This window comes from Pseudodesulfovibrio mercurii (assembly GCF_000189295.2).
GTDB lineage: Bacteria > Desulfobacterota > Desulfovibrionia > Desulfovibrionales > Desulfovibrionaceae > Pseudodesulfovibrio > Pseudodesulfovibrio mercurii.
This window is the reverse complement of the sequence record NC_016803.1, coordinates 1,264,991-1,278,937: the sequence shown is the minus strand read 5'-3', so window position 1 is coordinate 1,278,937 and position 13,947 is coordinate 1,264,991. Positions and strand designations below refer to the sequence as shown.

The 13,947-nt window shown below is 67.6% G+C and carries 10 protein-coding genes; 6 read left to right on the top strand and 4 right to left on the bottom strand.

The window, feature by feature from the left end:
• The first annotated feature begins 151 nt into the window (after nt 1-151).
• The 5 genes from DND132_RS05955 (at nt 152) to DND132_RS05935 (ending at nt 5,581) form a co-directional block, all read left to right on the top strand.
• Entirely contained in the window at nt 152-409 is a 258-nt protein-coding gene (locus tag DND132_RS05955) for a hypothetical protein (protein ID WP_041915713.1), read from the top strand.
• A 128-nt stretch (nt 410-537) separates the two neighbouring features.
• A complete protein-coding gene (locus DND132_RS05950; RefSeq protein ID WP_014321807.1) occupies nt 538-2,541 on the top strand; it encodes a GNAT family N-acetyltransferase in 2,004 nt (667 codons plus the stop codon).
• Nucleotides 2,542-2,552: 11 nt separating this feature from the next.
• Nucleotides 2,553-3,164: an SET domain-containing protein gene (locus tag DND132_RS05945; RefSeq protein ID WP_014321806.1), complete on the top strand. Its 612-nt coding sequence runs from the start codon at nt 2,553-2,555 to the stop codon at nt 3,162-3,164.
• A 162-nt stretch (nt 3,165-3,326) separates the two neighbouring features.
• The gene (locus DND132_RS05940; RefSeq protein ID WP_014321805.1) at nt 3,327-4,685 is read left to right on the top strand and encodes a dihydrolipoyl dehydrogenase family protein; all 1,359 of its coding nucleotides are present in this window, start codon (nt 3,327-3,329) and stop codon (nt 4,683-4,685) included.
• Entirely contained in the window at nt 4,682-5,581 is a 900-nt protein-coding gene (locus tag DND132_RS05935) for an Lcl C-terminal domain-containing protein (protein ID WP_014321804.1), read from the top strand. Before DND132_RS05940 ends, DND132_RS05935 begins: the two co-directional genes overlap by 4 nt.
• Nucleotides 5,582-5,588: 7 nt before the next feature.
• Here the strand turns inward: DND132_RS05935 and DND132_RS17550 are convergent, their stop codons facing one another.
• Nucleotides 5,589-8,945, bottom strand: coding sequence for a hybrid sensor histidine kinase/response regulator (locus tag DND132_RS17550; RefSeq protein ID WP_014321803.1), 3,357 nt, complete (start codon nt 8,943-8,945; stop codon nt 5,589-5,591).
• Nucleotides 8,946-9,196: 251 nt separating this feature from the next.
• Between DND132_RS17550 and DND132_RS05925 the strand changes: the two genes are divergently transcribed.
• On the top strand, nt 9,197-10,237 hold the full coding sequence (locus DND132_RS05925) for an HD-GYP domain-containing protein (protein ID WP_014321802.1): 1,041 nt from the start codon (nt 9,197-9,199) through the stop codon (nt 10,235-10,237).
• A 12-nt stretch (nt 10,238-10,249) separates the two neighbouring features.
• Here DND132_RS05925 and DND132_RS05920 read toward each other — a convergent pair whose 3' ends face one another.
• From DND132_RS05920 to DND132_RS05910, 3 genes are all read right to left on the bottom strand, one after another.
• Nucleotides 10,250-11,035, bottom strand: coding sequence for a hypothetical protein (locus tag DND132_RS05920; protein WP_014321801.1), 786 nt, complete (start codon nt 11,033-11,035; stop codon nt 10,250-10,252).
• A 4-nt stretch (nt 11,036-11,039) separates the two neighbouring features.
• On the bottom strand, nt 11,040-12,977 hold the full coding sequence (locus DND132_RS05915; protein ID WP_014321800.1) for a DEAD/DEAH box helicase: 1,938 nt from the start codon (nt 12,975-12,977) through the stop codon (nt 11,040-11,042).
• Nucleotides 12,978-13,113: 136 nt separating this feature from the next.
• A complete protein-coding gene (locus DND132_RS05910; RefSeq protein WP_014321799.1) occupies nt 13,114-13,893 on the bottom strand; it encodes an NAD kinase in 780 nt (259 codons plus the stop codon).
• Nucleotides 13,894-13,947 lie beyond the last annotated feature (54 nt).

Genomic DNA, 13,947 nt, shown 5'->3' with positions numbered 1-13,947 from the left:
TTTTATGGAGTATTTTACCCGGATCAAAATATAACGGGAAATTTCTCTGCCGATGGCGGAGGGAATTGTCCCCTGGCCGGGCTGCGTAAAGCGCCGTTTTCCGTTGTTCGGATTTCCGGCTCCTGTCTGGCCGTCCCGATGCCGCTGGGCCGTGGTGCTCATCGGCCACGACATGGACTTCGTGGCCGAAAACTGCGAGCGCGGCGTCTGCCTGGAGGCCTTGCGGCTGCGCTTCGACGGCCCGGTGGCCGAGCTGTTCACCCGCGCGAAACTGCTGCGTTCCTGCGGCCTTCTGCCGTGCCGGGTGGCCCGGCTCCGCGACCGCTTCGCGGTCCGCCCGGAGCGCTGTGCGCCCGACGCATTCCTGGCTGCCCTCGGAGGCCGGGGAGGGGGCTTCGGCGGGGCCTGATCCGTGCCGCAAAAAAGGTCCGGCGCACCCCCGCGATTTGTGTTTACCTGCCGCAGGACCCGGTATATGGGATGTCCATTCTCGGGCGCGTCATGCGGCCCGGGTGTCCTGCAACTTCGGGAGGCTTCATGAGCCTTGCGTGCGAGACGTCCTCCGTCTCCTTTACGTCCTCGTCCGTCCGTCCGGCGACCCTGGACGACCTGCCTTTATTCGAGGCCTGCGAACAGACCGGATTCAGCGAGAACCGGCGCAGTTCAAGGGCCAGCCTGCGGCACAGCATACTGAGTCCCACCCAGACCGCCTTGGTCATCGAGGGCAAGGTCCGGCGCAAGAAGCCGGTCCCGGCCGGGTGCGCCGTGGTCTTCCAGTACAAGCGCTCCCTGCGCGTCTACTCCCTGGCCGTGCTCAGGGAGCACCGCATGCTCGGCCTGGGCGAGGCCCTGGTCCGGCACATCGTCGAGTTCGCCGCCAGCCACGGGTACGAGCGCGTCACCCTGGAAGCGGACATGAACAACCCCAAGCTGGTCAACTGGTACCGCAAGTTCGGCTTCGAGCCGGTGCGCACCCTGCCGGACTACTATGGGCCGAACGAGCCCGCCGTGCGCATGGTCCTGTCTCCGGCGAACCGCGACGGCTCGCCCGAGAGCGTGGTCATCGTGGTGGACGAGCCGGGCCGGGTCCGGGACTGCTGCCCCGGCGTCCAGTTCGTTTCGGCCACGGACTACCTGGCGGACACCAACTACGCCGGGTCCAACCGGTTCCACGTCCTCAACCTGTGCACCTCGTACAAGACCCACTCCATGGGTTACTACGTGTCCCTGCTGGCCACGGCCCGCAACCACCGCGTGACCCCCTCGGTCATGACCGTCAAGGACGTGACCACGCCCCTGGTGGCCCAGAGCCTGCTCGACGAGATCAAGGAGTCCCTCCATCCCCGGCCCCTGCCGGACAAGGGGGCCGTCCTGGAGCTGACCATCATCCTCGGCCGCACCCCGGACCCGTGCCGGGCGGAGCTGGCCCGCAAACTTTTTTCCCTGTTCGCGGTCCCGTTTTTCACCATCACCATGGAGCGCCAGGAGGACGGCTGGAAGTTCCGCAGGGTCAAGCTCCTGCACCTCAAACAGGTGGCCCGGCTCCATCCGGACCTGCTGCGAACGGCCCTGGAGGCCTTCTGCCTGCGCAAGCGCTACAACCGGCCCCGGCTCAAGAGCTACCAGTACGATCTGGCCATCCTGGCCGACGCGGCCGAACCCACGCCGCCGTCCAGCCCCATGGCCCTGGAGAAGTTTCGCAAGGCCGCGGAAAAGGTGGGCTTCTTCGTGGAGTTCATCACCAAGGCGGACCACCGGCGCATCTGCGAGTTCGACGCCCTGTTCATCCGCGAGACCACGGCCATGGACAACCACACCTACGCCATGTCCCGCCACGCCTACACCGAAGGGCTGGTGGTCGTGGACGACCCCTGGTCCATCATGCTCTGCTCCAACAAGGTTTACCTCCAGGAGCGGCTGGCCCACGCCGGGGTGAACCAGCCGCGCGGCTGGCACCTGACGCGCAAGGAGTGCACGCCCGCCTTCCTGCGGACCCTGCCCCTGCCCCTGGTCCTGAAGCTGCCCGAGAGCTCCTTCTCCCTGGGCGTGTTCCGGGTGTCCTCGGTGGAGGAACTGGGCGACAAGCTGGTCGATATGTTCAAGCACACGGACCTGGTCATCGCCCAGGAGTTCCTGGTCTCGGCCTTCGACTGGCGCGTGGGGCTGCTCGACAACAAGCCGCTCTTCGCCTGCCGGTACTACATGGCCAAGAACCACTGGCAAATCTACAACTGGCAGGAGAGCGACGACCAGGACCGCGAGGATTTCAGCGGCCGGTCCGAGACGCTGCCCGTGGAAGAGGCCCCGGCCCACATCCTCAAGGCCGCGGTCCAGGCCTCGTCCCTCATCGGCAACGGCTTCTACGGGGTGGACCTCAAGGACATGGGCGGCAAGGCCTACGTCATTGAGGTCAACGACAACCCCAACGTGGACGCGGGCATCGAGGATCTGGTCCTGGGCGACGAGCTTTACGAACGCATCATGCGCTCCATCTACAACCGCATCGAGGCCGAACGGCACCAGGTGCGCTACATCTACTAGCGAGGACGCAAGTGATCCATCCCCATACCAGGGTCCTGTCCGGGGACCCGGCCATCGGCGTGGGCGTGTATGCCACCCGGCCCATCCCCCGGGGGACCATCGTGGTCGTGCGCGACCGCTTCGACATGACCATGAGCCCGGAGGCCTTTCTTGCCCTGCCCGAGCCCCAGCGCGCGGCCATGGAGACCTACATGTACCACGACAAGTGCGGCAACCTGGTCCTCAGCTGGGACCACGCCCGGTACATGAACCACAACTGCCTGCCGAGCACCATGATGACCGACTACGACCTGGAGATCGCGGTCCGCGACATCGCGGCCGGGGAGGAGCTGACCACCGAGTACGGGCTGCTCAACATCCAGGAGCCCTATGCCATCTGCTGCGGCTGCGAGCATTGCCGCGAGCACCTGCGCCTGGACGACATCGACGTGTACGGCGACGAGTGGGACGTGCGCATCCGTGAGAGCCTGGCATGCATCCCCCTGGTGGAGCAGCCCCTGCTGCCCCTGATGACCGGCGCGCCGCGCGCCCGCCTGGACGCCTTCCTGACGGGGAAGGCCCCTTATTCGTCGGTACGCAACCTCAAGTGGCTGGCCGAGCCGGTCTGCGGCCCGGACGCATAGTCCCGCCGCCGCTCGATCTTTTCGCCATGGGGCGGGACCGCTCCGCACGGGGTGGTCCCGCCCTTTACATTCCGGGCGAATGTGCGAGGATGGACGAAAGATGCCCGCCTCGGGCGGTCGTCTCCCCGAATCGCAATTTGGAACGGAATCCGGAGCGGAATAGTGACTCGACAGACATTCGACGTGATCGTGATCGGTTCCGGCCCGGCGGGCGGCATCGTCGCCCGCAGGCTCGGCGACGCCGGGCTGGACGTGGCCGTGGTGGAGAAGGACGGCTGGGGCGGGGTCTGCCCCCTGCGGGGCTGCGAGCCCAAGAAGACCCTGGCCGACATGGCCCACGAGGTCGTCCGGGTGCGCGACATGGCCGCCCACGGCGTGGCCGGGACCGTGCGCGTGGACTGGTCCGCGCTCATGCGCTACAAGCACTCGGTCATCGATCCCATCGCCGGCAGGGTCTTCGACTCCTTCCACGGCCGGGGCATCACCACCTTTCACGGCCGGGCACGGTTCACCGGCCCGGACACGGTGGAGGTGGACGACCTCGGCCCGCTCACGGCCCGGCACATCGTCGTGGCCGCCGGGGCCGTGACGCGCCCGCTGGGCATCCCCGGCGAGGAACTGCTTCTGACCAGCGACCAGTTCCTCGACCTCGAGACCCTGCCCGAATCCATGCTCTTCATCGGCGGCGGGTTCATCTCCTTCGAATTCGCCTGCATCGCGGCCGCGGCCGGGGCCAGGGCGACCATCCTGCACCGCAGCGGGCGCGTGCTCAGGGGATTCGACGAGCACCTGGGCCACAAGCTGATCCGGGCCATGCAGGACCAGGGCATTGCCGTGCACGTCGATCACCCGGTCAAGGCGGTGATGCCCTTTGACGACGGCGTGCGCGTCGTCGTCAACGGTCCGGACGACGTGGAGATGGAGTTCGTGGCCGCGGCCGCCGTGACCGGGGCGGGCCGGGTGCCCGACCTGGACGGCCTCGGCCTGGACAAGGCGGGCGTGGACAGCGGCCCGCACGGCATCCGGGTGGACGAGTACATGCGCAGCCCGACCAACCCCGTGGTCTACGCCGCCGGGGATTGCGCGGAGCCGGGCCACTCCCTGACTCCGGTGGCCGCCCTGCAGGCCGACACCGTGGTCCGCAACATCCTGGAGGAGGGCTCGGCCCGGTCCGACCTCAGGGGCACGGCGGGCGCGGTCTTCACCCATCCGGTCCTGGCCTGCGCCGGGCTCCTGGAGGAGCAGGCCCGTGAGCAGGGGTACGACTTCAAGGTCTACGAGGGCGACGCGGCCAAGTGGGCCGAACATGCCCGGCTGGGCATGACCCACGCGGGCTACCGGATACTGGTGGAGCGGTCCACCGGGCGCATCCTCGGGGCGCACTACCTGGGCGCCCACGCCGAGGAGGTGGCCAACATCTTCGGCCTGGCCATCCGCTACAACCTGACCCGCGAGGACCTCCTGGCCCAGCCGTGGGCCTATCCGTCCTTCGGCTACGCCGTGCGGTACATGCTGGGATGACCGGCCCCGTCGATCCGCCCCGGTTCGCGGTCCGGGACGAGGTCGTCGAGGACCGCGCCACCGGCCTGGTCTGGCCCCGGTTGGCCCAGCCCGCCGAGACCGGGCTGTCCTGGCCCGAGGCCTTCGACTTCGTGGCGGCCATGAACCGCGACAAGCGCTTCGGGTTTTTCGACTGGCGGCTGCCCAACCGCCGGGAGCTGTATTCCCTGGTGGATCACGCCGAGCGCGAACCCGCCCTGCCGTCTGGCCACCCCTTCGAGCACGTCTGGGCGGGCAAGTGCTGGACCGCCACCACCTCGGCCCGCGACCACGCCTATGCCTGGTGGGTCCAGTTCAGCGGCGGGCGCATGTTCTTCGGCCGGAAGGCGGACGACGCCGTGGTCTGGCCCGTGCGCGGTATTTCCGGGACCCTGTGGGCCACTGGCCAGACCGGCTGCTTCGACGTGAACGGCCGTCCCGTGGACTGCGCCGGGACCGGCCAGGACGGGGCGTTGCGCCTGGGCCGCGCCTGGCCCGAGCCGAGGTTCGAGCCGCGCGGCGGCCAGGTCCTGGACCGCATGACCGGGCTGATCTGGCGGCGGAACACGGATCTGGCCGGGGGTATGGTCGATTTCGACGCGGCCCGGCATGCGGTGGCTGCGCTGGCCGGGGAGACGGGCCTGGCCTGGCGGCTGCCCGCCATCATGGAGCTGGAATCCCTGACCGACTGTTCTCGGGCCGACCCGGCCCTGCCCCAGGGCCATCCCTTCGAGGCCGTGCGCGAGGCCTACTGGTCGGCCACGGACAGCGGCTACGACCCGACCTGGTCGTTCTGCTGCTACCTGCACAAGGGCGCGGTGGGCGTGGGTTTCAAGGAGAAGGCCGAGTTTCACGTCTGGGCCGTGCGTTCGGCCTGAGCCGGAATCAGGCGTCGGGGTCGGAATCCGGGGCCGTGCCCCCGCCGCTCCGGCACTGATCCTCCAGCTCGCGAAGGGTTCCGGCCGCGGTGGTGAAGTCGAACTGCTCGATGAGCCGGGCCAGTTCCCCGGCGTAGGCCGGAGCGTTTTCCCACAGCCGCCCGCGCAGGGCGCGGAACTGCTTCCGGGCGTCGATATCGTGGCGCTGGAGCAGTTCGAGCAGGGCGTCCAGTTCGGGGAGCATATCCCGAATCTCCTCCTCCCGCACCAGCTCCCGGTCGTTGTCCCCGGTCTCGGCTTCCTTTTCGGACGGGAACGCCTCGTTGATGCCGGCGATGACCCGGCGGGACTCGCCCACGGCCTCGTTCAGGCGGGTGTGCAGGTCCCCCTGGCCACCGAGCAGGGCCTGTTCGAGCCGGGCCAGGGCTTCGCGCATGCGCTCGGCTCCGATGTTGGCCGCCACGCCCTTGAGGTTGTGGGCCACGGCCCGGCAGGCCTCGAACCGTTCGTCGTCGGCGTCGGCCGAGAGCTTTCGGAGGAGCAGGTCGCCGTCCTGGGCGAAGTCCCTGAGCAGCTTGCGGTAGAGCCTGTCGTTGCCGCGCAGCCGGGCCAGGGCCTGGTCCGTGTCCACGCCGGGCAGGCGAGGCATGGCCTCGTCCTCGGCGGGATGGAGGGCGGGCCGGGGCGCGGCCTTGGGCCGAGACGCCGCCTTGCCGTCGCCGTCCGGCAGCCAGTGGGACAGGGTCCTCATCAACTCGTCGGGGTCGATGGGCTTGGTCACGTGGTCGTTCATGCCCGCCTCGAGGCTCTTTTCCCGGTCGCCCACCAGGGCGTGGGCGGTCATGGCGATGATCGGCAGGGCGGTCTTGCCCCCCGCGCGGATACCCCTGACCGCCTTGAATCCGTCCATGACCGGCATCTGGATGTCCATGAGCACGGCGTCGAAGTCCCCGGCCAGGGCCATCTCCATGGCCTTCCGTCCGTTGTCCGCGATGGATACGCGGATGTCCGCGCCCTCCAGAATCTCGCGGGCCACCTGCTGGTTGATCTCGTTGTCCTCGGCCAGGAGGACGTGCGCCCCGCGCAGGTTTTGCGGCACCCCGGACGGGTCCGCGCGCGGGGTCAGCCTGGCCCGGCTCTCAATGCCGCCGCTCAGGGCGTCCATGACCGTGTCGAACAGGATGGAGCGGTTGAAGGGCTTGAGCATGTACCCGTCCAGGCCGATCTCCTCGGCCCGGCGTCGGATGGACTCCTGGCCGTAGGCCGTGAGCATGATGATCCTGGGCTTGCGCCGGATGTTCGCGGCCGTGCGGATGCGCAGGGCCAGCTGGATGCCGTCGATGTCCGGCATGTTCCAGTCCGTGATGACCAGCTTGAAGGGATCGTCCGCGTCCCGCGCTTCGAGCAGCTTCAGGGCGTCGGTTGCGCAGCTCGCCTCGGTCACCTTGAAAGTGAAGGATTCGAGCATCTTGCACAGCACCATGCGGGACATCCTGCTGTCGTCGACCACCAGCACGGGCAGCCCTCGGATTTCGGTCGGATATTCGAAGGTGTCGTTGGCGTGGTCGGGCTGGAGCTTCAGGGGGAGGGTGAAGGAGAACTCGCTGCCCTTGCCCGGCTCGCTGACCACGGCCATGTCGCCGCCCATCATCTTCACCAGCCTCTTGGAGATGGACAGGCCGAGGCCGGTCCCGCCGAACTGGCGGGTGATGGAGCCGTCGGCCTGGCTGAAGGGCTGGAACAGCTGGTCCAGGTGCTCCGGACCGATGCCGATGCCCGTGTCCCGGACGCTGAAGCGGATGACCGCCGTGGTCCCGTCCTGCTCCAGGAGGTCGGCCTGCAGGATGACCTCGCCCTTTTCGGTGAACTTGATGGCGTTGTTGGTCAGGTTGAGCAGGACCTGGCCCAGCCTGAGGGCGTCGCCCCGGACCCGGTTGGGCACCGTGCTGCGGACCAGGAGCAGAAATTCGATGCCCTTCTGTTCCGCGGACAACCCGAGCATGTTGATGATGTTGTTGAGCACGTCGTCCAGGAGGAAGTCCGCCTCGTCCACGGTCAGCCTGCCCGCCTCGATCTTGGAGAAGTCCAGTATGTCGTTGATGATTCCGAGCAGGGAATTGGCCGACAGGGATACTTTGGCCAGGTAGTCCGCCTGCTTGGCGGTCAGTTGGGTCTTGAGCGCCAGGTGGGTCAGGCCGATGATGGCGTTCATCGGTGTACGGATCTCGTGGCTCATGCGCGCCAGGAAATCGCTCTTGGCCCGGTTGGCCTCTTCGGCCGCCCGCCGGGCGGTTTCGAGTTCACGGCCGTTGCGCTCCCTGGCGGCGATGAACCGGGCCCGGGTCAGCCCGATCAGGGCCGACATCAGGAAGATGCCTCCTAAGATGGCCAGGTAATGGCCGCGCACGGGGTCCACGTGGGCCCGGATCACGGCCGTGGAGGTCATGCAGACCACCTTCCAGCTCTGGGCGTTGGCCACCTTGACCGTGGCGCCCGCCGTGGGAGCGACGCTGATGGTGCTGGTCGTGTAGATGCCCGTCGGGGTGGTGAACTGGCCCTGGTCCATGGCCTGGATCCTGGCCCAGGCCCTGGGGTGCTCCAGACTGAAGCGCAGGTCCTCGCGGCCCTTGAACATGAAGGCCCAGTTGCGCTCAGGGTAGGGCGAGGCGAGCCAGTAGCCGTCCTCGTTGAGGAGCATGGTCACGCTGTCCTGGGTCGTCTTGTCGTCGTTCAGGCGGTCGATGATCCTCTGGCCGAGGTAGTTGAGGATGGCGATGCCGATGCGGCGCCCGGTGTCGTCGTATATGGGGGTGGAGACCCGGATCATCGGCTTCAGGGGTACCTCGATCTTCTTGTTCTCGATGTTCAGGTCAAAGGGGGAGACGTAGATCTCGCCGTTCTCCAAGGGCAGCGATTCCTGGAAATAGTAGCGGGCCGCCTTGTTCTGGAGCCTGTCGGGCGCGACCGCCTCGGGATGGCCGCCGTTGTAGTTGACCCGGACCAGTTCCATGCCGTCGTTGTCCAGGATGCGCAACTGGTCGTAGGCCCCGGTGATGGCGCACAGGGACAGGAGTTCGGCCTCGAGGTCGCGGCGCGTCCGGTCGGTGCGGTATTGCAGGAAGTGCCTGGTCTCCACGTAGTTGGCCACCAGGTAGAGGTCGATGAACAGGGTCTTGAGATCCAGGTTGACGCTTTGGGCGATCATCCGGTTGTGCAGGGATTCGTTCAGCTTGAGGGAATCCGTGATGGACGTGGCCTCCCGGTCGTAGAGAAAGTAGAGGCCCAGGGCGGCGAGCCCGGTCAGGAACAGGACGGTCCCCAGAAAGCTGCGGACAGCCAGAGAAATGTCGGAGTAATGCTTCATGGACTTCTCAAGTGGCGCTTTCGTCCCGGTTCATCGGTTTGAGTATATATATCCATAAAGAGTGTGCGCGTTGTATTATAATCGATTTTTTTTCGGTTCATTCGCACATCCCGTTGATTCCCCCGGGACTTGTCCGCCACGCAGGGGCCGGGAAACGGTCCGGGAACAATAAAACGATTATAATTGCCTGCGGTTCCTCCGGTGAGGAAGATTTCAGACAGACAGAGTCGGAGAAGAGACAGGGAGCCCGCATGGGAGACAGGGAAAAGCAGACCGTACTGGTCGTGGACGATATCCCGACCAACCTCGATCTGCTCGTGGAGACCTTGAAGGACGAATATCGCGTCCTGGCCGCGCTCAACGGCCGGGAGGCCCTGGAAATAGTGCATTCGGCGACCCCGCCGGATATCGTGCTCCTGGACGTGATGCTGCCCCACATGGACGGTTACACGGTCTGCCGGGAGATCAAGGCGGACCTGCGTTCCCGGAACATTCCGGTGATCTTCGTCACGGCCCGCGACCAGGAGGAGGACCAGACCAGGGGGTTCGAGGCGGGCGGCGTGGACTACATCGCCAAGCCCATCAGCCCGGCCGTGGTTCTGGCCCGCGTGCGCACCCACCTGGCCCTGCACAACCAGAACCTGGCCCTGGAGCGTCAGGTCACCGAGCGCTCGCGCGACCTCTACCGCACCCGCATGCAGATCATCCGCAGGCTCAGCGTGGCCGCCGAGTACAAGGACAACGAGACCGGCCTGCACATCGTGCGCATGAGCGGCTGCTGCCGGGCCCTGGCCCTGGCCGCCGGGCTGGACGAGGGCGCCGCCGACCTCATCCACAGCGCGGCCCCCATGCACGACGTGGGCAAGATCGGCATTCCGGACCATATCCTGACCAAGCCCGCCAGGCTCGACCCGGACGAGTGGGAGATCATGAAGACCCACACCACCATCGGGGCCAAGATCATCGGCGAGCACGACAACCGGCTCATGGTCATGGCCCGGCGCATCGCCCTGACCCACCACGAGCGGTGGGACGGCTCGGGCTATCCCCTGGGGTTGGCCGGGGAGGCCATCCCGCTTGAGGGGCGCATCGTGGCCCTGGCCGACGTGTTCGACGCCCTGACCTCCAGGCGGCCCTACAAGGAGGCCTGGCCCGACGACAGGGCGTGCGACTATATCCGCGAGGAGCGGGGGCGCCACTTCGACGCCCACCTTGCGGATCTCTTCCTCGACAACCTCGAGACCATGCGCGAGATCAGGGCCAACGCGGGCGAGGACGTCTTCGACGAGTAGACGGCCGCCGGATCAGGCGAACCGTTCCCGGATCATCCTGAAGAGCGACGGCTTGCGGTCGTATTGGTGGATCAGGTGGGCCACGCGTCCGGCCCGGTTCAGGACTTCGCCGCGCCCGTTGACCTCGGGTTCGCCGCGGGTCTGGGCCAGGGTCAGGATCGGGCCCGTGTTGTCGAACAGGGTCGGGTCGCCCAACGCCCCGGTGTGGATCAGGTAGTTGTGCACGCCCTGGTCGTACCCGGCCATGCACTCGCCCGTGGACGGGGGCAGGAGCCGTCCGGTCATCCGCTCCAGGTAGGCGACCATGGCGGCGTGGTCGGCCACGGTGGTCCCGGAGCAGGACACGGGCCGGTCCGCGATGCGGTTCAGGGCCTCCGCGCCCAGGTGTTCACGCACCCAGCGGCCGTTGAACGGGCAGGACCCCACGGTGGCCGAGGGGTCCTCCAGGGTGCAGCACAGGCCGTCCGGCCAGGCGAAGGTGAAGGGATCGCGCTGGAAGACCACATCGCGCACGTCGCTGATCAGGATGCGCTCCCAGCGGACGTCGGCCCCCTTCAGGAAATCCAGGTACAGGAAGTAGCGCAGGGCGTTGCACGGCACGTCCTCAAGGCCCGGCCGCCGGACCATGGGCAGGAGCTCCGCCCCGTGGGCGCGCAACCGCTCGAGGTCGCGGGTGGTTTCCGAGACGAATAAAACGAGATCGCCCGCATACGCCGCCCTGTCCAGGGAGGCGAGAAACGGGCGAACGTCGCCGTAGTGGTAGCCCGCGGCCAGGCCGAGGACCAGGGTTCGGCCCACCGGCCTAGCTGCCCGAGGGCTTGCGCCGACGCCTGCGCCTGCGCCGCTTGATCTTGGCCTTGCCTTCGTCGCCCTCGTCGTCGGACGGCGCGGTCGCGCGCGCGGCCCGTGCGGGGCGGTCCTCCTCGGAGCGTGCGGGGCGGTCCTCCTCGAAACGTGCGGGGCGGTCCTCCTCGGAACGTGCGGGACGCTCCTCCTCGGAACGTGCGGGACGCTCCTCTTCGGATCGGGCCGGACGCCTGCTCCGGGACCGGGGCGGGCGTGACTGCTCCCTGGCCGCAGGGCTCGGCTGCTCGGCCTCGCCGGGCCGGGCTTCGGGTTCGCGCTCCTCGCGGGGCTGCCTGTCTTCACGAGGCTGCCTGTCTTCACGAGGCTGCCTGTCTTCACGAGGTTGCCGTCCCTCGCTGGGCCGGGGCTTGGCCTGGCTGGGCTCGTCGGCCGTCTCGGCCGGCGCGGGCCTGGCCTGGCGCCGTTCCCCGGAGGGCTCGTCGGACCTTCGGTTGCGGCCGCCGCGCTTGCGTGCGGGCCGTTCGCGCTGCGGTTCGCGTTGCGCTTCGGAGGCGGTGTCGGGCGCGGCGGGCTTGCCGTGCAGGGTGGGCTGGTACAGCTCGTCCAGGAGCATGGCCAGCAGGGCCAGGGAGTCCTCGTGCTCGGCGTAGGTCTTGGCCACGGGCAGGAAGCGGGAGACCCGTTCCTTCTGGAGATTGGTCAGCTTGCGGAACTTCTTTTCGAGCATGGCGGTCAGCCGTTCGCCGATGATGGCCGTGACGTCCTCGTCGGTCGGGTCCTTGATCTCCTCGAATTGGATCTTGAACCGGGCCGCGATGCGCTCCAGCTCGATGCGCTGGATGACGTCCACCAGGGTGATGGCCGTGCCCGTGGCTCCGGCCCGGCCGGTGCGGCCGGCGCGGTGCACGTAGGACTCCGGGTCCTCGGGCGGCTCCATCATGAACACGTGGGACAGCTCCGGGATGTCGATGCCGCGCGCGGCCACGTCCGTGGCCACCAGGAAGCGCAGCTTGCCCTCCTTGATGCGGGCCATGAGCGCCTCGCGCTTGTTCTGGGTCAGGTCCGAGGTCAGCCCCTCGGCGTCGAACCCGAACTGGGAGAGCAGGGCGGCGGTGAATTCCACGTTGCGCTTGGTGTTGCAGAAGATCAGGGCCGAGGTGGGGTTCTCCAGCTCGATGAGCTTGATGAGCTTGCGCTCCTTGCCCATGGCCGGAACCTCCACGAACTGGTGGGCGATGGCCGAGACGTTTTCCTCGTCCGAGGAGAGGCTCAAAAATTCCGGCTTGACCATGAACTCCTCGGCCAGGCGCAGCACGCTGGGCGGGAAGGTGGCCGAGAACATGTACGCGCCGTCGATGTTGCGCGGCAGGTAGCGCTTGACCTCGACCATGTCCGGATAGAAGCCCACGGAGAGCATGCGGTCCGCCTCGTCGAAGATGACCACGCGCAGGTCGTCCAGCGTCAGGTTGCGGCGCATGAGATGGTCCAGGATGCGGCCGGGGGTGCCGACCACCAGGTTCGCGCCCTCGCGGAAGGCGTCGAGCTGTTCCTTGTAGCCCACGCCGCCGTACACGGCCACGACCCGGAGGTTGTCGCCGGCCAGGGTGCGCGCCTCCTGGGCGACCTGCTTGGCCAGCTCGCGGGTGGGGACCATGACCAGGGCCTGGCAGGTGTGCCGGGACGGGTCGAGTTTTTCCATGAGCGGCAGGACGAAGGCGCCGGTCTTGCCGGACCCGGTGCGGGCCTGGACCATGACGTCCTGGTTGTCGAGGAGGAAGGGGATGGCGCGTTCCTGGACGGGCATGAGCCTGTCCCATCCTGCGCGGTCGCAGGCCTGCCGCAGTTTTTCGGGCAGGTTGTCGAAGGTGATCGGCGCGGGGCCGTTTTCCGGTGTGTTGGTCCCGTTTTCGGGATGCAGGGTGTCGTTTTCCATTGGTACCTACTGTGTGATGTGGATTCCGGCCATTGATGACGTTGTTGCAGGGGCCGGAATGGGAAATTCGTTCGTTGCGGGGAACACTATACCGTATTTGCCCGGTTGTACAATACGCCCGTGGGGGGTGCCCCGGTCAGTGGACGAACTGCTCGTTGAAGATACGCTCCTCCAGGGAGTGGTCCGGGTCGAACAGGACCAGGGCGGGCCGGGAATGGTCCTCGACCACGCGCACTTTGGCCACGTCGCGGACCTCGAAGGAGTCGGCGGCCGCGCCCACGGGCCGGTGATCCGGGTCGAGGATGGTGAACTCCACCACGGCGGAGTGGGGCAGGAGCGCGCCGTTCCAGCGCCGGGGCCGGAACGGGCTGACCGGGGTCAGGGCCAGGACGTTGGACCCCAGCGGGATGATCGGGCCGTGGGCCGACAAATTGTAGGCCGTGCTGCCCGCCGGGGTGGCGACCATGATGCCGTCGCAGACCAGCCGGTCGAGCCGCTCGCGGCCGTTGATGCACAGCCGGATGTTGGCCGACTGCTGGGAGTAGCGGTGCAGGGCCACCTCGTTGAAGGCCAGGGCCGAGCAGACCTGCCCCGAGACGGTCTCGGCGGTCATGACCAGGGGGTTGAGGACCAGGCGGTGGGCCCGGTTGAGCCGCTCCAGGAGCCCGTCGGGCCGGAAACGGTTGAGCAGGAAGCCGATGGTCCCCCGGTTCATCCCGTAGATGGGGATGCCCGAGTCCATGTGGTCGTGCACGGTCTGGAGCATGAACCCGTCGCCGCCGAGCGCCACCAGGGCGTCGGCCTCGTCCGCCGGGACCAGGTCGTACAGCCCGGCCAGCTGTTCGAGACCGGCCTGGGCCTTGGGCGTGTCCGAGGCCACGCAGGCGATTTTTTCTATGGGTCCTAGGGTGTGCATGGGCAGGGCGGTTCCCGGTGGGGAATGGACGGAGGCCCCTTGCCGGGGCCTCCG

Bases quoted from the DNA above. Each gene is read 5' to 3' on its own strand.
- DND132_RS17550 (WP_014321803.1), bottom strand. From the start codon at position 8,945: ATGAAGCATTACTCCGACATTTCTCTGGCTGTCCGCAGCTTTCTGGGG.
- DND132_RS05925 (WP_014321802.1), top strand. From the start codon at position 9,197: ATGGGAGACAGGGAAAAGCAGACCGTACTGGTCGTGGACGATATCCCG.
- DND132_RS05935 (WP_014321804.1), top strand. From the start codon at position 4,682: ATGACCGGCCCCGTCGATCCGCCCCGGTTCGCGGTCCGGGACGAGGTC.
- DND132_RS05910 (WP_014321799.1), bottom strand. From the start codon at position 13,893: ATGCACACCCTAGGACCCATAGAAAAAATCGCCTGCGTGGCCTCGGAC.
- DND132_RS05915 (WP_014321800.1), bottom strand. From the start codon at position 12,977: ATGGAAAACGACACCCTGCATCCCGAAAACGGGACCAACACACCGGAA.
- DND132_RS05950 (WP_014321807.1), top strand. From the start codon at position 538: ATGAGCCTTGCGTGCGAGACGTCCTCCGTCTCCTTTACGTCCTCGTCC.